Annotated in this window: 16 protein-coding genes; 5 read left to right on the top strand and 11 right to left on the bottom strand. The window is 73.0% G+C overall.

Annotation, left to right across the window (positions count from 1 at the left end; genetic code table 11):
* Window positions 1-365: 365 nt before the first annotated feature.
* Entirely contained in the window at window positions 366-2,168 is a 1,803-nt protein-coding gene (locus ACZ6S6_RS18995; RefSeq protein ID WP_362965598.1) for a glycoside hydrolase family 15 protein, read from the top strand.
* 99 nt (window positions 2,169-2,267) lie between these two features.
* Here the strand turns inward: ACZ6S6_RS18995 and ACZ6S6_RS18990 are convergent, their stop codons facing one another.
* Complete coding sequence (locus ACZ6S6_RS18990; protein ID WP_469706305.1) at window positions 2,268-3,125, bottom strand: sulfurtransferase; 858 nt, start codon at window positions 3,123-3,125, stop codon at window positions 2,268-2,270.
* 239 nt (window positions 3,126-3,364) lie between these two features.
* Here ACZ6S6_RS18990 and ACZ6S6_RS18985 point away from each other — a divergent pair, with 239 nt between their 5' ends.
* Entirely contained in the window at window positions 3,365-4,990 is a 1,626-nt protein-coding gene (locus ACZ6S6_RS18985; protein ID WP_362965550.1) for a PucR family transcriptional regulator, read from the top strand.
* 18 nt (window positions 4,991-5,008) lie between these two features.
* Here ACZ6S6_RS18985 and ACZ6S6_RS18980 read toward each other — a convergent pair whose 3' ends face one another.
* The 5 genes from ACZ6S6_RS18980 to ACZ6S6_RS18960 all read right to left on the bottom strand — a co-directional run bounded on the left by ACZ6S6_RS18980 (window position 5,009) and on the right by ACZ6S6_RS18960 (window position 10,274).
* Complete coding sequence (locus ACZ6S6_RS18980; RefSeq protein WP_469706304.1) at window positions 5,009-6,106, bottom strand: glycosyltransferase family 4 protein; 1,098 nt, start codon at window positions 6,104-6,106, stop codon at window positions 5,009-5,011.
* 235 nt (window positions 6,107-6,341) lie between these two features.
* Complete coding sequence (recN, locus tag ACZ6S6_RS18975) at window positions 6,342-8,087, bottom strand: DNA repair protein RecN (protein WP_469706303.1); 1,746 nt, start codon at window positions 8,085-8,087, stop codon at window positions 6,342-6,344.
* 96 nt (window positions 8,088-8,183) lie between these two features.
* A complete protein-coding gene (locus ACZ6S6_RS18970; RefSeq protein WP_362965543.1) occupies window positions 8,184-9,089 on the bottom strand; it encodes an NAD kinase in 906 nt (301 codons plus the stop codon).
* The gene (locus ACZ6S6_RS18965; protein ID WP_362965541.1) at window positions 9,086-9,901 is read right to left on the bottom strand and encodes a TlyA family RNA methyltransferase; all 816 of its coding nucleotides are present in this window, start codon (window positions 9,899-9,901) and stop codon (window positions 9,086-9,088) included. Before ACZ6S6_RS18965 ends, ACZ6S6_RS18970 begins: the two co-directional genes overlap by 4 nt.
* 7 nt (window positions 9,902-9,908) lie before the next feature.
* Entirely contained in the window at window positions 9,909-10,274 is a 366-nt protein-coding gene (locus ACZ6S6_RS18960; RefSeq protein WP_362965539.1) for a hypothetical protein, read from the bottom strand.
* Window positions 10,275-10,317: 43 nt separating this feature from the next.
* On the opposite strand from ACZ6S6_RS18960, the gene ACZ6S6_RS18955 reads away from it, so the two are divergent.
* Window positions 10,318-10,665 (top strand): SCP2 sterol-binding domain-containing protein, encoded by a 348-nt coding sequence (locus ACZ6S6_RS18955; protein WP_362965537.1) that lies wholly within the window; start codon window positions 10,318-10,320, stop codon window positions 10,663-10,665.
* Between the two features lie 83 nt (window positions 10,666-10,748).
* Here ACZ6S6_RS18955 and ACZ6S6_RS18950 read toward each other — a convergent pair whose 3' ends face one another.
* The 3 genes from ACZ6S6_RS18950 to ACZ6S6_RS18940 form a co-directional block, all read right to left on the bottom strand.
* The gene (locus ACZ6S6_RS18950; RefSeq protein ID WP_362965595.1) at window positions 10,749-11,549 is read right to left on the bottom strand and encodes an ABC transporter ATP-binding protein; all 801 of its coding nucleotides are present in this window, start codon (window positions 11,547-11,549) and stop codon (window positions 10,749-10,751) included.
* A 176-nt stretch (window positions 11,550-11,725) separates the two neighbouring features.
* A complete protein-coding gene (locus ACZ6S6_RS18945) occupies window positions 11,726-12,817 on the bottom strand; it encodes a FecCD family ABC transporter permease (RefSeq protein ID WP_469706302.1) in 1,092 nt (363 codons plus the stop codon).
* Window positions 12,814-13,773 (bottom strand): FecCD family ABC transporter permease, encoded by a 960-nt coding sequence (locus ACZ6S6_RS18940; RefSeq protein WP_469706301.1) that lies wholly within the window; start codon window positions 13,771-13,773, stop codon window positions 12,814-12,816. The genes ACZ6S6_RS18945 and ACZ6S6_RS18940 overlap by 4 nt, the downstream gene beginning before the upstream one ends.
* A 336-nt stretch (window positions 13,774-14,109) precedes the next feature.
* On the opposite strand from ACZ6S6_RS18940, the gene ACZ6S6_RS18935 reads away from it, so the two are divergent.
* Window positions 14,110-14,250, top strand: coding sequence for a hypothetical protein (locus tag ACZ6S6_RS18935; protein ID WP_362965533.1), 141 nt, complete (start codon window positions 14,110-14,112; stop codon window positions 14,248-14,250).
* A 56-nt stretch (window positions 14,251-14,306) separates the two neighbouring features.
* Here ACZ6S6_RS18935 and ACZ6S6_RS18930 read toward each other — a convergent pair whose 3' ends face one another.
* On the bottom strand, window positions 14,307-15,335 hold the full coding sequence (locus ACZ6S6_RS18930) for an HAD-IIA family hydrolase (RefSeq protein WP_469706300.1): 1,029 nt from the start codon (window positions 15,333-15,335) through the stop codon (window positions 14,307-14,309).
* 72 nt (window positions 15,336-15,407) lie between these two features.
* Between ACZ6S6_RS18930 and ACZ6S6_RS18925 the strand changes: the two genes are divergently transcribed.
* Window positions 15,408-16,685: a DUF1015 family protein gene (locus tag ACZ6S6_RS18925; protein WP_469706299.1), complete on the top strand. Its 1,278-nt coding sequence runs from the start codon at window positions 15,408-15,410 to the stop codon at window positions 16,683-16,685.
* 65 nt (window positions 16,686-16,750) lie between these two features.
* Here ACZ6S6_RS18925 and ACZ6S6_RS18920 read toward each other — a convergent pair whose 3' ends face one another.
* Window positions 16,751-17,536 (bottom strand): tetratricopeptide repeat protein, encoded by a 786-nt coding sequence (locus ACZ6S6_RS18920; RefSeq protein ID WP_469706506.1) that lies wholly within the window; start codon window positions 17,534-17,536, stop codon window positions 16,751-16,753.
* Window positions 17,537-18,034: the final 498 nt, after the last annotated feature.

Genomic DNA, 18,034 nt, shown 5'->3' with positions numbered 1-18,034 from the left:
GGCGTTGCCGTCCGGAGATTTCCGGAGGCGCCGTCGCTGCGGTTCGGGGGCCTCGTCTGCTGTCGCCAGACGACCACCGGTCCACGGGCTACCAGGGTATCAGCGACGAGGGGAGCCTGCTTCCGGCCACACCCGGCACAGTCGCCACACACGATCACCGCAGGTCTTTCACGCCACACCCGTTCGGCTCATCTCTCTTCCCAAGACCGTCGCGCGGATCACCCAGGTGCGTCGTATCCTGCTCGGACACTCGCCCAGGGCGAGGTATGAGCTTGCAGATTCCCCCACTTCAACCCCTAGCAACGACCTCTTGACCCGCAGTAAGCGCCCTACGGGGCGACATGGCCGTTCGACTGGAGATGCACGTGGCCGGGCGCATCGAGGATTACGCACTCATCGGAGACATGCAGACCGCAGCCCTGGTCTGCCGGGACGGTACAGCCGACTGGCTGTGCCTGCCCCGCTTCGATTCACACGCCGTGTTCGCGGGACTTCTGGGTACCGAGGAACATGGCTTCTGGCGCCTGGGACCGGCCCGCGCCGAGGGCGCGGAACCGCCCTCCGCCGACCGCCGCCGGTACCGCGGTGACTCACTGATCCTGGAATCGGAGTGGGACACACCGCGCGGCACGGTCAGGGTGACCGATTTCATGCCGCCGCGTGACGGCGCACCGCAGCTGATCCGGATCGTGGAGGGAGTCAGCGGCCGGGTGCCGATGCGCTCCGAGCTGCGCATGCGGTTCAGCTACGGACGGGTCACCCCGTGGGTGCACAAGGTGGACGGCCGTACGGTCGCCGTCGCGGGCCCCGACTCGGTCTGGCTGGACACCACGGCCGAGACCTTCGGCGAAAACCTGACGACGTACTCGGACTTCACCGTCGCCCCCGGTGACCGGATCGCGTTCACCATCAGCTGGCAGCCCTCGCACCACGAACCGCCCGCGCTGCCGGACCCGGAGGGTTCGCTGGAGGCGACCGCGGACTTCTGGCGCGAGTGGGTCGCCCAGTGCACGTACCACGGGCCCTACCGCGAGGCCGTGGTCCGCTCGCTGATCACCCTGAAGGCCCTGACGTACGCGCCGACCGGGGGCATCGTCGCCGCGCCCACCACCTCCCTGCCCGAGGACATCGGCGGCTCCCGCAACTGGGACTACCGCTACACCTGGCTGCGCGACGCCGCGATCACGCTCTCCTCGCTGCTGCGCACCGGCTACCGCGACGAGGCCCGTGCCTGGCGCGAGTGGCTGCTGCGGGCGGTCGCGGGCGACCCCGAGAACCTGCAGATCATGTACGGGATCGCGGGCGAGCGGGAGCTGGGCGAGGCCGAGCTGGAGTGGCTGCCGGGTTACGAGGGCTCCGGCCCGGTCCGGGTCGGCAACGGCGCGGCGGGCCAGCTCCAGCTGGATGTGTACGGCGAGGTCACCGAGGCGCTGCACCTCGCGCACATGACGGGGCTGGCCCGTAACGACTACGCCACCGGCCTCCAGCTCAAGCTGATCGAGTACCTGGAGAAGCACTGGGAGGAGCCGGACGAGGGCATCTGGGAGGTGCGCGGGCCGCGCCGGCACTTCGTGCACTCCAAGGTGATGGCCTGGGTGGCGGTCGACCGGACGATCAAGCTGATCGAGGCCGGGGACGCGGAAGGGCCGCTGGAGAAGTGGCGCGAGCTGCGCGACGACATCCACCGTGACGTCTGCGACCGCGGGTACGACAAGGAGCGCAACACCTTCACCCAGTCCTACGGGTCCAAGGAGCTGGACGCCTCCCTCCTGCTGATCCCCCAGATGGGTTTCCTGCCGCCCGACGACAAGCGGGTCATCGGCACGATCGAGGCGATCCAGCGGGAGCTGTCCACCGAGGACGGCTTCGTGCTCCGCTACCCCACCACCGGGGAGAACGCCGGTGTGGACGGTCTGGAGGGCGACGAGGGCGCGTTCCTGGCGTGCTCGTTCTGGCTGGCGGACGACCTGGCGATGATCGGCCGGGTCGACGAGGCCCGCCAGCTCTTCGAACGGCTGCTGTCCCTGCGCAACGACCTGGGCCTGCTGGCCGAGGAGTGGGACTCGCGGCTCCAGCGCCAGGTGGGGAACTTCCCGCAGGCGTTCAGCCATGTGCCGCTGATCGACACGGCACTGCGGCTGACGGCGAGCGGGGCGTACGTGGGGTGATGTGACGGCGACGCCGCGGTGTGCCGGAGGGCGCACCGCGGCGGGCCGGGTACGGGGTGCCGGTGAGCCGCACACGGACCGGCCGGCCGCTCCCCGCTGTCAGGCGCTCTCCCTCTCCGGTCCCGTCACGACGGGGCGCGGCTCCGAGGGCAGTCCCCACTCGCTCCAGGAACCGTCGTACACCGCCGTGTCGCGGTATCCGGCCAGCTCCGCCCCCAGCGCCAGGACGCAGGCGGTGACGCCCGATCCGCAGCTGAAGAACAGGCGCTCGCGGTCGCCCGCCGGGGCGGCGAACGCGGCGCGCAGTTCGGCCGCCGGGCGCATCCGGCCCTCGCACTGGATCTCGCCGAACGGCAGGCTGACCGCCCCCGGCATATGGCCGCCGCGCAGCCCCGCACGCGGTTCGGGGGCCGTACCGAGAAACCGTTCCCGGGACCTGGCGTCGAACACGGCGGCCGCCGGGTCGGCCAGCGCCCGCGCCACCTCGCCGGCGCCGACGACCAGGCCCGCGCGCGGCGCGGCCGTGAAGTCACCGCGCTCCGCGGCGGCCACCGGCGCACCGCTCTCCAGCGGCAGGCCCGCGCCTGCCCAGCCGGGCAGACCGCCGTCGAGCACGGCCACCCGGTCGAAGCCCATCGCGCGGAGCATCCACCAGGCGCGGGGGCTGGAGTAGACGCCCGCCCCGTCGTAGACGACGACGGTGTCACCGGTGCGCAGGCCCAGGGAGCGGAGCTCCTCGGTGAACCGGGCGGGCTCAGGCATCGCGTGGGGCAGCGGGACCGTGTGGTCGGAGAGCGCACCGTCGATGTCGAACGGCCGCGCGCCCGGAATCCGCTGCCCGGCGTCCCGGTGCGCGCCGACCGAGGCGTCGAGCACCAGCAGACCGGGCGTGCCCAGCCGCTCGGCGAGCCAGTCGGTGCCGACCAGCGGGCCCGGAAGCCGTACGTTCTCGTCCACTGTTCCCCCATCTCCCCCGGACGGGCCGAAGCGCCCGTCGCCCCACAGGATTTTCAAGATCGCAGCGGCCCCGGCCGCTGTCAACAGTGGCCCGTCGCCGCTGTCACCAGCCGTCCGTCCGGTCGGCACGGCCGTACGCGGGCCGCGCCGCCCCGGCGCCGCCGACGGCGCCCGGGGCCGGTACCTTCCTGATCAGGGCGTCCGCCCGATCCGACCCGACCGAAGCGCGAGGCCAGCCAGTGGAGACCCAAGGCGGCATCACCGTTCAGCGGGCCCTCGAACTGCCGGGGCTGCGCAGCGGACTCCCCGAGGTGGTGTCCGGCGCCGACCGGCTCAGCCGTACGGTGCGCTGGGTCCACGCGGGCGAGGTCCCCAACATCGCCTCGCTGCTCAAGGGCGGCGAGCTGCTCCTCACCACCGGTATGGGGCTCGGCAGCCGCCCCGCCGAGCAGCGCGCGTTCGTCCGCAGGCTCGCCGACCGCGGCATCGCCGCCCTGGTGGTGGAGCTCGGTCCGCGTTTCAGCAGGCTGCCCGCCTCGATAGTGGACGCCGCGCGCGCCGCCGGGCTGCCGCTGGTCCAGCTGCACCGCGAGGTGCCGTTCGTGACGGTGACCGAGGAGATCCACACCGAGATCGTCAACGGTCACTACGCGCTCCTCCAGCAGGCCGAGGAGGTCCACCGGCGCTGCACCCAGGCGCTGCTCGGCGGTGGCGGGGTACCCCAGGTGCTGGGCATCCTGGCGGACTTCACGGCCAATCCGGTGTTCCTGGAGACGGCCGACGGCCAGCTGCTGTACGCGGCGGGCACCGAGTCCGGGCCGGTCTCCGCCGATCCGCTCCAGGTCTGGGACGGGATGCGCGGCGGCCGGGCGGCCCGCGAGTCGCCGCCCGTCGGCGCGGTGCTGGCGGATGTGCCGGGCGGCGGTCCGGGGTCCGGTTCGGTACGGGCCCGGCTGGTCCTGCTGGCCGTGGACGGCCCGCTGGTGACGGTGCACCGGATGGCGGCGGAGCGCGCGGCGGGCCTGCTCGCCGTGGTGCTGATGCAGGCCCGCCAGGAGGAGGAACTCGCGGCGCGCGGCCGCGGTGACTTCCTGACGGATCTGGCGGAGGGCCGGATCGCGCCCGAGGACGCACCGGCCCAGGCCCGGGTGCTGGGCTTCAAACCGGGCGAGACGCCGCTGCTGCCCGTGGTGATGCGGCTGGCCCCCGAGCTGTCCCCGTCCGGCAACTGGGCGCTGCTGGCCCGCGCGGTCCTGGAGGAGCTGTCATCGGTGGGCGTGCCGGTGCTGCTCGGGGTGCGGCCGGTGGAGGGCCGGGTGCCGCTGCTGCTGGCGCTGCGGACCGAGACGGAGCGCACGGCGGTGGCCGACCGGGTCGCCGCGGCGCTGCGGGCCGGGGTGGAGCGGGCCGGTCTGGAACGGGCGGGCTCCCATCCCCCGGTCGTCGTGGTCGGGGTGGCGGGCAGCTGGCCGACGGCCGGTGCGGGGCTCCGGCACGCGGCGGAGACGGCCACGGCGGCCCAGGGGCTCAGCGACCGTCCCTGGTACGACGCCCGGCGCCTCGATATCGATCTGCTGCTCTGGCGGCTGCGGGACCAACCGGACCTGGCGGCGTTCGTCGAGCGGGCGATCGGCCCGCTGCGCGATCACGACCGCACCTCGCGCCCGCCGCTGCTGCCCACGCTGGAGACCTACCTCGCGCATGCGGGCCGCAAGGCGGAGACGGCGCGCGAGCTGCATCTGAACCGTCAGACGCTGTACAACCGGCTCGCCCGTATCGGTGAACTTCTCGGCACCGATCTGGACGACCCGCAGGCGGTGCTGGCCCTGAGCCTGGCCCTGCGCGCCCGCCGCCACGCGTCGTAGCGGCGGTCCGCATCCGGCTCAGCGGTTCCGGGCCACCGCCAACGGCTGCGCCAACTCGTCGTACACGCTCAGCACTTGGGCGATCGTGTCGTCCTCGGTCGGCCAACTCGCCGCCTGGGCGAGACCCGCGGCGGCCAGCCGGTCCCTCCCGGCCGGATCGCCGAGCAGCCGGGCCACGGCGCGGGCGAGCGCCTCCGCGTTCCCGTACGGCACGAGTTCCGCGGCGTCACCCACGAGTTCGGGCACCCCGCCGACCGCGGTGGCGACCAGCGGCACGCCGATCCGCAGCGCGTCCTGGGCCACCATCGAGCGGGCCTCCCAGCGGCTGGGCAGCACGACCAGATCGGCGGCGGCCAGCAGCTCGGTGACATCGGTCCGGCTGCCGATCAGCGCGACGGGCAGGTCCTCCGCCTTGATCCGGCGCTGCAGAGCCGCCCGTTCACGCCCCTCCCCCGCGATGACCAGCAGGGGTACGGTGTCGAGCCGTCGCCACGCCCGCGCCGCGTCGAGCAGCGCGCCGAACCCGTGCTGCGGCACCAGGCTGCCGACCGCCATGATCAACGGCCGCTCCACCGCGCCGAGTTCGGCCCGCACCTTGCCGTCGAGCAGCCCGGCGGGGAGCCGCGGCGGCGGAGTGGCGACGGGCGCGAGCCGGGCGTCGCGCGCCCCGCGCCGCCGGGCCCGGTCGACCAGGTCCGACGAGGCACCGAGCACAACGGCCGCCGCGCGGGCGGCCCTGCGCTCCAGCAGATGCAGCAGCCGGCGGCGCGCGCCCTCGGCATGGGACCGGGTGTGCCAGGTGACGACCAGCGGGACGCGGCGTCCGCCGAGCGCCAGTGCGGCCCGTACGGCGGCGTGCGGTCCGTGCGCATGGACCACGTCGGCGCCGGCGCAGGCAGCGCGCAGCGCGGCGACGGCGGCGGGATCGGTGCGCCTCGGTACGGGCGCGAAGTGCGCCCCCGTCGCGGAGTAATCGTAGGTGCGGTCCAGTCCGGCGGGCGCGCAGACCGTGACCTGCACGCCTCTCGCGACCAGTCCGGCGGCCAGCGAGCCGACATGGGCGCTGCTTCCCGCACTGCCTCCGCCCAGCACTTGGACCGTACGCAGCTGTGACACGTTGAATGGCTCCCGGTGCTGCCGAGTCGGCGGTGTGTACACCGCCAAGGATGCCAGCCCGTACGCACGTTCCGGCACGGCCGGACCGTAACTCCGGTGCGCACCGCGACAAACCGGGCGTGGCGCACCACTCGCACGGGTGAAGATCACGGGGCCGCGGCGGCGCCGCCCCGCGGGATCAGCGCCCCCGGAGCGCTCCGCCGGGCCGGACGCGACGACACATTCCGGACACGCCCTAGCCGTCCGCCCGTGCCGTGGCGAGCAGTTCCTCCGCGTGGGCGCGGGCCGTCTCGGAGTCCTCCTGGCCCGCGAGCATCCGGGACAGCTCCCGTACCCGCTCCTCGCCCTCCAGGACGGTGACACCGCTCCTGGTCACCGAGCCGTCCACGGTCTTCTCGACCAGCAGCTGACGGTCGGCGAACGCGGCGACCTGGGGCAGGTGGGTGACGACCACGACCTGGGCGGACTTCGCGAGCTTCGCCAGCCGCCGCCCGACCTCGACGGCGGCCTTGCCGCCGACGCCCGCGTCGACCTCGTCGAAGAGGTAGGTGGGTACGGGGTCGGAGCCGGCGAAGACCACCTCGACGGCGAGCATCACCCGCGACAGCTCACCGCCCGACGCGCCCTTGGCGATCGGGCGGGGCTGGGCGCCTGGGTGCGGGGCCAGCAGCAGTTCGACCTCGTCGGCGCCGGACGGCCCGTAGACCACGCTGCGTCCGCCGATGTCGATGCCGGACGCCTCGTCGGCCGCCTCGGTCTGCCGGATGTCGAAGGAGACCCGGGCGTGCGGCATGGCGAGGGAGGCGAGTTCCGCGGTGACCGCCTCGGCGAAGAGCGCCGCCGCCGCCGTACGGGCGTCGGTCAGCGCCTGTCCGAGTCCGGAGAGTTCGGTGCGCAGCGCGTCCCGTTCCGCGGTCAGTTCGCCGATCCGGTCGTCGTCGCTCTCCAGCTCCGTGAGGCGCGCGGCCCCCTCCTCCGCCCAGGCCAGCACGGCGCCGATGTCGTCGCCGTACTTGCGGGTGAGTCCGGTGAGCGCGGCGCGCCGCTCCTCGACCGCGGCGAGCCGCAGCGGGTCGGAGTCCAGCTGGTCGGCGTAGCCCGCGAGTTCGCCCGCGACGTCGGAGAGCAGGATGGAGATCTCGCCGACCCGGTCCGCCAGCGCGGCGAGCGCCGGATCGTGGGACCGGACCCCTTCCAGCGCCTGCCCGGCCGCCGCCACGACGGTCGTCGCGTCGACCGCCTCCTGGTCCTCGGGATTGCCGGCCAGCGCGGTGTGCGCGAGGGAGGCGGCGGAGGCGAGGGCGTCGGCGTGGCCGAGGCGCTGGGCCTCGGCGGCGAGCTCGGTGTCCTCGCCGGGCAGCGGTTCGACCGCGGCGACCTCGTTCAGCCCGAAGCGCAGCAGATCGGCTTCCTGGGCGCGTTCGCGGGCGCGCGTCGTCAGTTCGTCGAGTTCGCCCGCGACGTCGCGCAGCCGCCGGTAGGCCGCCGCGTACGTGGTGTGCGGTCCGGCGACGCCGTCGCCCGCGTACCGGTCCAGGGCCTGCCGCTGCCGGGCCGGCTTGAGCAGCCCCTGCTGGTCGGTCTGGCCGTGCACCGCGACGAGTTCGTCGGCGAGTTCGGCCAGCACGCCCACCGGCACGGATCTGCCGCCCAGATGTGCGCGGGAGCGCCCCTCCGCCGAAACGGTACGGCTGATCAGCAGCGCACCGTCCTCGATCTCCGCCCCGGCCTCCTCGGCCCGCAGCGCCGCCGCGTCACCCTCGGACACCGTGATCCGGCCCTCGACGACCGCGGCCTTCGCACCGATCCGCACGAGGGCGGGGTCGGCGCGTCCGCCGAGCAGCAGCCCCAGGCTGGTGACGACCATGGTCTTGCCCGCGCCGGTCTCACCGGTCACCGCGGTGAAACCGGGTGACAGCTCCACCACCGCGTCGTCGATGACTCCGAGCGACCGTATCCGCATCTCCTCCAACACGGACATGACCATACGAGGTTTCGTGGCCCGCGCGCACACGGGCCGCGGCCGGGGCACCGGATCGGGTGGGTGCGAAGGACTCCCCGGGCGCCCCGGCCGGGGTCAGTTCGGCGCGCCCCGCCACCCCGACACCGGCAGCGCGAACTTGGCCACCAGCCGGTCCGTGAAGGAGGCCTGGTGCAGCCGGGCCAGCCGAACGGGCACCGCGCCGCGCCGCACCTCGACCCGCGCTCCGGCGGGCAGCTCGACGGTCCTGCGCCCGTCGCACCACAGCACCCCGTGCGGGGTGTGCGGCTGGACCTCGACGGCGAGCACCGACGTGGGTGAGGTCACCAGCGGCTTGGCGAAGAGCGCGTGGGCGCTGATGGGGACCATCAACAGCGCCTCGACCTCGGGCCAGACGACGGGTCCGCCGGCCGAGAAGGCGTACGCGGTCGAGCCGGTGGGCGTCGCGCACACGATGCCGTCGCAGCCGAACCCGGTCACCGGCCGGCCGTCGATCTCCAGCACGACCTCCAGCATCCGCTCGGGCGACACCTTCTGCACGGCCGCCTCGTTGAGCGCCCAGTCGGTGTGGACGACGTTGCCGTTGCTGTGCACGACGACGTCGATCGTCATGCGTTCCTCAACGGTGTACGCCCGGGTGACGACCCGGTTGACGACCCTGTCCAGGTCGTCGCGCTCCGCCTCGGCGAGGAAGCCCACCCGGCCCAGGTTGACGCCGAGCATCGGCACTCCGGAGGCGCGCGAGAGCTCCGCACCGCGCAGCAGCGTCCCGTCCCCGCCGAGCACGATCAGCAGCTCGCAGCCGTTCACCACCTCGGGGGTGGCATCGGTGACCGTCTCGACGGACGGTGGCAGCGGCAGGTCGGCCGCCTCGGTCGCCAGCACCCGTACGCCCAGACCGCTGCGCAGCAGGCCCTGGACCACGAGCTCGGCGCTGCGGATCGCGGCCGGCCGGCCGGTATGTGCCAGAAGAAAGACTGTTCGTGCTGTATTCGTCGTCAACGAGGCCCCTCCGCCACTGCTCGGTCGACATCCGCGGGATCCAGCTCCGGTGCTCCGGCCCGCAGCCAAAGAAAGTACTCGACATTTCCCGAGGGTCCGGGCAACGGGCTCGCCGTCACGCCCCGGACCCCCAGACCGAGCGCACGGGCCCGGCGCGCCACCTCGCGTACGGCTTCGGCCCGCAGCTCGGGACTGCGCACCACCCCGCCGCTGCCGAGCCGCTCCTTGCCCACCTCGAACTGCGGCTTGACCATGAGGACCAGGTCCGCGTCGGGGGCGGCGCAGCGCGCCAGCGCGGGCAGCACGAGCCCCAGCGGGATGAACGACAGATCGCCCACCACCAGATCGACCGCCTCGCCGTCGATCGCCTCCGGCGTCAGTTCCCGTACGTTGGTGCGGTCCTTGACGGTGACGCGGTCATCGGACTGGAGCGACCAGGCGAGCTGCCCGTAGCCGACGTCCACGGCGACGACATGTGCCGCTCCGGCCCGCAGCAGCACATCGGTGAATCCACCGGTGGACGCCCCGGCGTCCAGCGCCCGCCGCCCCTCCACCCTCAGCCCCAGGGGTACGAAGGCGGCGAGGGCGCCCGCCAGCTTGTGGCCGCCCCGTGAGACGTACTCCGGGTCGCTGTCGTCCTTGGTGACGACGACCGCGGCACTCGTCTCGACCTGGGTGGCCGGTTTGGTCGCGGTGCCGCCGCCGACTGTCACCCGTCCTGCGGCGATCAGCTGGCTGGCATGCTCGCGTGAGCGGGCGAGCTTTCGGCGTACCAGCTCCGCGTCGAGACGGCGACGGGCCACTCCTGCCACGTTCGGTTCAGCTCCTGTTGTTGTACGAGTTGTCGTGCGAGGCGTTGTACGAGTTGTCGTGCGAGTTGTTGTTCGGGGGCATCGGTGCGGGTGCGGGCCCGGCGTCCAGCCCGGTCAGCGCGTCGCGCAGTGCGCGGTGTACATCCTCGTACACCTCGATGTGGCCGCCCGCCGGGAGGTGGTCGGCGTCGGACAGACGCTCCAGCCCCGCGTCCACCCCGGCGTTGCCGGTGGGCGTGCGGACGACACCGAGGGGTGCCGGGGCCGCCGGGTCGTGCGCGGCCGCCCGGGTCGGCTCCTGCGGCGCGTCCTGCCGGATCTCCCCGGGCGCGGTTCCGGCGGCCGTCCCCGGCCCCGGCATCGAGTCGCTCATGCGGGAAACGCTACCCCGAGGGGCTGCGGTACCGTCGATCACGATGGCGACCATGGCGGAGTGCCGCAGCGCACTCGACAGACTTTCGGACAACCTCGCGGGGGCCGACGGCGACGTGCGCAGCGCGGCGTCCCTCGACCGTTCGCTGAGCTGCCACATCAAGGACCTCGACATCACGTTCACCGGCCGGCTGGCCGGCGGCCGGATCCAGGTCCTGGACACGGTCGAGGGGCCGCCTCCGCAGAAGGCGGAGATACGTCTCGCGATGACCGGGGACGATCTGGTGGCCCTGGTGAACGGCGAGCTGAACTTCGCCAAGGCGTGGGGCTCGGGCCGGGTACGCCTGGAGGCCGGCTTCCGCGACCTCCTGAAGCTCAGATCCCTCCTGTAGTCCACAACAAGCCCGTCCGGCGATTGAGGACGAAGCGTGGCCGCAGGTCACGCACCCGACCACGCTCCGCACAGGGCCCCCTCTTACGCCGACGCGACCCGCGCAACCCGCGCGGCCGGCACCACCAGCGGCGTCCCCGTCTCCGGATCGGAGATCACCTGGCACCGCAGCCCGAACACCCGCTCCACCAGTTCCGCGGTGACGATCTCCCCGGGCGGGCCCTCCGCGACGATCTCGCCCTCCCGCATCGCGACGAGATGCGTGGCGTACCGCGCGGCGTGGTTCAGATCGTGCAGCACGGCCACCAGCGTGCGCCCCTGCGTCTCGTGCAGTTCCGCGCACAGGTCGAGCACATCGATCTGATGCTGGATGTCCAGGTAGGTCGTCGGCTCGTCCAGGAGCAGCAGCGGCGTCTGCTGCGCGAGCGCCATCGCGATCCAGACCCGCTGACGCTGGCCGCCGGACAATTCGTCGACATAGCGATCACCGAGTTCACCGACGCCGGTCGACGCCATCGATTCCTCGACAATGCGTTCGTCCTCGGGCGACCACTGCCGCAGCAGCCCCTGGTGCGGATAGCGCCCTCTGGCCACCAGATCCGCCACGGTGATGCCGTCCGGCGCGATCGAGGACTGGGGCAGCAGCCCCAGCGTCCTGGCGACCTTCTTCGCGGGCATCCGGTGAATCGCCTGCCCGTCCAGCAGCACCTGGCCCCGGCTCGGCTTGAGCATCCGGGAGAGCGCCCGCAGCAATGTCGACTTGCCGCAGGCGTTGGGGCCGACGATCACGGTGAACGAGTGGTCGGGTATCTCGACCGAGAGGTTCTCCGCGATGACCCGCTGGTCGTAGCCGAGGGTCACCGAGTCCGCGGTGAGGCGCTGCATGGTCGTACTCCGTGAGTCGGTCGGGGGGCTGGTGAGGGGCTGAGCGGCGGGCGAGGACTTCACGCGGCAGGTGGCGACATCCATGGCACCGGTGGCACTGGCAGCACCGGCGGCATCGGCGGCACCGGCGGCATCGGTGGCACTGGCAGCACCGGCGGCGTCGACGGATACGTTCTTCATATGCGACCCGCCTTCCGCTCGGACACCAGCAGCCACAGCAGATAGCAGCCGCCGAGCACTCCGGTCACCACGCCGACGGGCAGTTGCCGGTCGCCGAAGGCGTCGAGCGCGACCCAGTCGGCGACGAGCAGCAGGGCGGCACCCATGAAGGTCGCGGCCACCAGGTTGGGGCCGGTCGAGCGGGTCAGCCGGCGGGCCAGCTGCGGGGCGCTGAGCGAGACGAACGCGATCGGCCCGGCGGCGGCCGTTCCGACGGCGACGAGCAGCACCGCGGAGCCCATGAGGACGAGCCGGGTACGTTCGACCCGTACACCGAGCGCGTACGCGGCGTCGTCGCCCATCTCCATCACCCGCAGGGCCGGTCCGTGCGCGAACACCAGCGGCAGCAGGACACCGCAGACCGCGAGCAGCGGCCAGACCTGCGCCCAGTCCCGCCCGTCGAGCGAGCCGGTCATCCAGACGACGGCCCGGGTGGCGTCCACGAGGTTGGCCTTGGTGATCAGGTACTGGGTCACGGCGGTCAGCATGGCGGCGGCGCCGATCCCGACCAGGACGAGCCGGAAGCCGTGCACCCCGCGCTTCCACGCCAGCAGATAGACGGCGACCCCGGTCAGCAGCCCGCCGGCCACCGCACCCCCCGCGACCGCCGTCGCCCCGCCCTGGAACAGCACGATCACGGTCAGCGCACCCACCGCCGCACCCTGGCCGAAGCCCAGCACATCGGGGCTGCCGAGCGGGTTGCGCGAGATGGTCTGGAAGACGGCGCCGCCGGCGCCGAACGCCGCACCCACGAGGAGCCCGACCAGTACCCGCGGCAGCCGCAGGTCCGTGACGATGAACTCCTGCTGGAAGGTGCCGTGTCCGAAGAGCGTGGTGACGACCTCGCGCGGGGTCATGGCGAAGTCGCCGCTGCCGATGAGGACGACTCCGGCCCCCGCCACCACGGCGGCGAGCAGCAGGATCACCAGGGACGCCCGGACGTTCATCCGGAACGAGTACCCGCCGGCCGTCCGCACGGCCCGCACCGACCGGGCCGTCCCGGTCCTCCCCGACGCCTGCGCCGACTCCTTCGTGTGCGTGGCCGTCACAGCTGGGCCATCCTCTTGCGTCGTACGAGATGGATGAAGACCGGCCCGCCGATCAGCGCGGTGACGATACCGACCTGGAGTTCGGACGGGCGGGCGATGATCCGGCCCACCACGTCCGCGCCGAGCAGCAGCACCGGGGAGAGCACCGCCGCGTACGGCAGGATCCACCGCATGTCGGGACCCGTGATCACCCGCACCAGGTGCGGGATCATCAGCCCGATGAAGACGATCGGTCCGCACGCGGCGGTCGCCGCCCCGCACAGCAGGGTGACGGCGAGCATGGCGAGGACCCGCGTTCTGGTCAGACGGGCGCCGAGCGCCCGCGCCGTGTCGTCGCCCATCTCCAGGGCGTTGAGCGGACGGGCGATGAGCAGGGCCAGTACGACGCCGACCGCGATGAACGGCCACACCTTGCCGACCGTCTCCGTGTTCGCGGAGGCCAGCGAGCCGACAGTCCAGAACCGCAGCCGGTCCAGCGCCGCCGAATCCAGCAGCTGTACGGCGTTGACGTACCCGTACAGCGCCGCGGTGACCGCGGTACCGGCGAGCGCGAGCCGTACCGGAGTGGCGGACCGGCTGCCCCCGAGCAGGTACACGGCCACCGACACGATCGCGGCGCCGGCGAAGGCGAACCAGACGTACCCGGTCAGTGAGGTGACACCGAAGAAGCTGATGGCGGAGACGACGGCCGCGGATGCCCCCGCGTTGACGCCCAGCAGTCCGGGCTCGGCCAAGGGGTTACGGGTGAGCGCCTGCATCACGGCCCCGGCGAGGCCGAGCGCGCTGCCGACGATCAGCCCGAGAACGGTCCGGGGAATCCGCACCTTCCGTACGAGGACGTCGTCGCTGCTCCCCGCGTAGTGGAACAGCCCGTGCCAGACGTCGGCGAGGGGCAGTGCCTTGGCTCCGATCCCGATACTCGCCAGACACACCAGCACCAGGAGCGCCAGGGCCACCAGGAGCCCTGCTGCTCGTACCGCATGGCGCCTGGGGGGCGCGGGTCTGTCCGGCGCGGCTGTCGGGCCTGCACTCGGTTCCGGGGGACTCTCAACGAACACGCCGGTTAGGTTAGCCTACCCTGCTGTGACCTCGATCCGGCCGCCCGGACCGTGCTCCGAACCCCCGCTCCGGCAGTCCGCCGGCTCCCCGCCGGGCGTCGCCTCGATCACCTCCGCCCGCGCCGCGGCCAGCGAGCTCGCGGCGCGCGAGCCGTCGCGGAGGGGACGGCCGCCCTGGCGCACCGGTCACGACCGGCCGAACCGGCGCTGGTCAACGGCACGGTGGGAGTTCTCGTGGCCCCGAGCGGCCGCCTGCCGTTCGCGCTCACCTTCGCCATCGAGGACGAAAGGATCACCGAGTACGACGTGATCGCCGACCCCGCACGCCTCCGGCGGCTCGACCCCGCCGTCCTCAGCCGACGCCCGACCGGATAACAGGCCGGATGCCCGACCGGACCACCGACCGCACAACGCCGGCGGGGTCACGGCCGCTACAGCCCGAGCCTGGCCACGGCCTTCCCCGCGTCCAGCCCGCACGACCCTTCTCCGGCCCGGGACCACGCCGCCCCGCACAGCGCCCGCAGACCGTCGAGCGCCTCCCCCTCGCCCTCCAGCACGAGCTGTTCGCCCCGGACGGACGCCGTCCAGCCGCCGCAGCCGAAGCCTTCGCCCACCTCCGTCACCTCGGGCTGCCCGGTCAGCAGTCCCCGCAGATCGGCGTCCACATAGGTCGGCCGGTGCTCCGGCTTCGCCGCCAACAGTTGCGCCGCGTCCGTCACCCCGGTCAGCACCAGCAGCGAGTCGACACCGCCGTTGAACGCCCCCTCGATGTCCGTGTCGAGCCGGTCCCCGACCACCAACGGCCGCTGCGCGCCGGTCCGCAGCACCGTCTCCCTGTGCATCGGCGGCAGCGGTTTCCCGGCCACCTGCGGCTCGGCCCCGGTCGCGATCCGTACGACCTCCACGGCAGCCCCGTTGCCGGGCGCGATTCCCCGGGCGCTCGGAATGGTCAGATCCGTGTTGGACGCGAACCACGGCAACCCGCGATTGACCGCGTAGGCGGCCTCGGCGAAGCGGCCCCACGCCATGTCGGGCCCGCCGTATCCCTGCGCGACCGCCACCGGTTCGTCGTCCGCCGACTCCACCGGCCGCAGCCCGCGTTCACGCAGCGCCATCCGCAGCCCCTCGCCCCCGACCACCAGCACCCGGGCCCCGGCCGGGAACTGATCGGCGATCAGCCGGGCCACGGCCTGCGCCGAAGTGATCACGTCGGCGGGCTCGGCCGGCACCCCGAGCTCGGTCAGATGCTCCGCCACCGCATCCGGCGTCCGCAGCGCGTTGTTGGTCACGTACGCCAGGTGCATTCCGCCGTCCCGCGCCGTGCCGAGCGCCTCGACCGCATGGCCGATCGCCTGCCCGCCCGCGTACACCACCCCGTCGAGATCGAGCAGAGCCGTGTCGTACGCCTCATTCAACGCGGTGCTGATCCCGCTCGGCCTGGTCCTGCTCGCCTGACTCATATCCCGCGCTCCTCATTGCCTGCGTCTCCCCCCGATCATCGCGCATCCCCGAACCGCACATACGATGCAGCAATGAACTCACGAGGCCCCGGAGACCAGGGACTGCACCTGATTCCGTTCCGTGGACTGCGCTACGTTCCCGAGCTGGTCGGCAGCCTCGCCGCGGTGACCTCGCCCCCGTACGACGTCGTCGTACGGCCGGACGGGCTGCTCCACCTGGAATCGGCGGATCCGCACAACATCGTGCGCTTGATCCTCCCGCAGGCCGACACCGCGTCCGCCCGCCACGAGCAGGCTGCCGCCACGCTCAACCGCTGGCTCGCCGAAGGGATCCTCGCCCCCGATCCCGAGCCCGCGCTCTACGTGTACGAGCAGCGCAACGACGAGATCCTCCAGCGCGGCGTCATCGGCACGCTGGCCCTCTCCGCCCCCGCCGACGGCATCGTGCTCCCGCACGAGGACGTGATGGCCGATGTCGTGGAGGACCGCGCCGACCTGATGCGGACGACCGAGGCCCACCTCGAACCGCTGCTGCTGACCTACCGCAGCGACGGCGACGCCACCGGGGCGACCGCCGTCATCGAGCGGACGATCCAACGCCCGCCGCTGCTCGCCACCACCACCGAGGACGGCTTCAGCCACCGGCTCTGGGCGATAACCGACGCCGCCGAACGGTCGGTGGTGGAGACGGACCTGGCCCGTCACCAGGCCCTGATCGCCGACGGCCACCACCGCTGGGCCACCTATCTCAGGCTTCAGCGGGAACACTCCGTCCCCGGTCCCTGGGACTTCGGTCTGGTCCTCCTGGTCGACACGGCCCGGTACCCGCTCCGGGTCCGGTCCATCCACCGGCTGCTGCACGGACTGCCCGTCGCCGACGCGCTGGCCGCGCTGGCCGGCCTCTTCCGCATCCGCGACGTCGAGGGGCCGCTGCCCCGGGCCATGGACGCCCTGGCCGGGGCAGCCGCCGAGGGCAACGCCTTCCTGCTCGCGGGCGACGGCGGTTTCCATCTGGTCGACCGCCCCGACGAGGCCCTGCTGACCCGCACCGTCCCGGCCGACCGGCCGGCCGCCTGGCGCACCCTCGACGCCACGGTCCTGCATTCGGCGCTGCTCGACCATGTCTGGGAGATCCCGGACGATCCGGCGCACATCGCGTACATCCACGACACCGCGGCAGCCGTCGAACAGGCCGAGCGCCACAACGCCACGGCGGTGCTGATGCATCCCGTACGCGAGGAAGTCGTCCGGGACCTGGCCCGACAGGGCGTCACCATGCCGCGCAAGTCGACCTCCTTCGGCCCCAAACCGGCGACGGGCCTGGTCCTGCGGAGCCTGTCCCTCGGCTGATCCCGCCCCCGGACACACAGAAGGAGGGCGGCACCCCGAGTGGGGTGCCGCCCTCCTTCTGTGCGTTACGCCTTGACCGGACCGTCCTCGTCGTCGTCCTCGTCGTCCTCGTCATCGTCGAGGTCGTCGTCATCGAGGTCGTCCGCGGCGGCTACCACCGGCGCCTCGACGTCATCGGCCTCGTCCGCGGGGGCGGCGGGGGCGGAAACGGGGGCGCCGTCTTCGTCATCGTCGCCGAGAACATCGACGAACTCGACACCGTCCAGCTCGGCGAGCCGGTCCGACGCGTCCGTGGAGCCGTCCTTGTCGGCCTCCAGGGCCTTCCCGAACCACTCACGCGCCTCGTCCTCGCGCCCCGCGGCCAGCAGCGCGTCCGCGTACGCGTAGCGCAGTCGCGGCGTCCACGGGTGGACGGCGCTGGAGGCCAGCTCGGAACTCTGCAGCGTCACGATGGCGGCGTCGATCTGCCCCATGTCCCGGCGGGCTCCGGCAGCGACCAGACGCATCTCGACCTGTCCGGCCTTGTCCAGCTTCTGCACCTCGGGCTCACCGGCCATGGCCATCGCCCGCTCGGGCCGGCCGAGTCCGCGCTCGCAGTCGGCCATGACCGGCCACAGCTCCACGGAACCGGTCATCCGACGGGACGCCCGGAACTCCGCCAGCGCTTCCGCGTACTTCTGCGTCGCGTAGGCGGCGAAGCCCGCCGCCTCACGCACGGCGGCGACCCGCGAGGCCAGTCGCAGGGCGATGCGCGCGTACGCGTACGCCTGCTCGGGGTCCTCGTCGAGCAGCCGGGCCACCATGACCAGGTTCCTGGCGACATCCTCGGCGAGGGTCTTGGGCAGGCTCATCAGCTCCTGCCGGACGTCCTTGTCGATCTCGTGACCGGTGACCTCGTCGGGGATGGGAAGCCGCTTGATCGGCTCGCGCTCACGCTCGTCCCGACGCTCGTACCCGCCACGGTCACCGCGGTCGTCGCGGCCGCGGTAGCCACCCCTGTCACCGCCGTCGTCCCGCCGACCGCGGAAACCACCGGAGGCGCCGCCCCGGCTGTCGTCACGCCGAGGCGCACGATCCCGGTCACCCCGGTTGTCGTCACGGCGGAAGCCACCGCCACCACTGCTGGGCCGGTTGTCGTCGCGGCGGAAACCGCCGCCGGACGAGCCGGAGCCACCCCGGTTGTCGTCCCGGCGGAAGCCACCGCCGGAGGAGCCTGAGCCGCCACGGTTGTCGTCGCGGCGGAAACCGCCGCCCGTGCTGCCACCGCGGTTGTCGTCGTCGCGACGCGGGCCACGCGGCCGGTCGTCACGCCGCTCGAACCCACCACCGGAACGCCCACCACGGTCATC

Source organism: Streptomyces sp. NPDC048671 (assembly GCF_055587045.1).
This window is presented reverse-complemented; position numbering and strand designations above follow the sequence as displayed.

Bases quoted from the DNA above. Each gene is read 5' to 3' on its own strand.
- recN (WP_469706303.1), bottom strand. From the start codon at position 8,087: ATGTCCGTGTTGGAGGAGATGCGGATACGGTCGCTCGGAGTCATCGAC.
- ACZ6S6_RS18960 (WP_362965539.1), bottom strand. From the start codon at position 10,274: ATGAGCGACTCGATGCCGGGGCCGGGGACGGCCGCCGGAACCGCGCCC.
- ACZ6S6_RS18955 (WP_362965537.1), top strand. From the start codon at position 10,318: ATGGCGACCATGGCGGAGTGCCGCAGCGCACTCGACAGACTTTCGGAC.
- ACZ6S6_RS18950 (WP_362965595.1), bottom strand. From the start codon at position 11,549: ATGCAGCGCCTCACCGCGGACTCGGTGACCCTCGGCTACGACCAGCGG.
- ACZ6S6_RS18930 (WP_469706300.1), bottom strand. From the start codon at position 15,335: ATGAGTCAGGCGAGCAGGACCAGGCCGAGCGGGATCAGCACCGCGTTG.
- ACZ6S6_RS18925 (WP_469706299.1), top strand. From the start codon at position 15,408: ATGAACTCACGAGGCCCCGGAGACCAGGGACTGCACCTGATTCCGTTC.
- ACZ6S6_RS18920 (WP_469706506.1), bottom strand. From the start codon at position 17,536: ATGAGCCTGCCCAAGACCCTCGCCGAGGATGTCGCCAGGAACCTGGTC.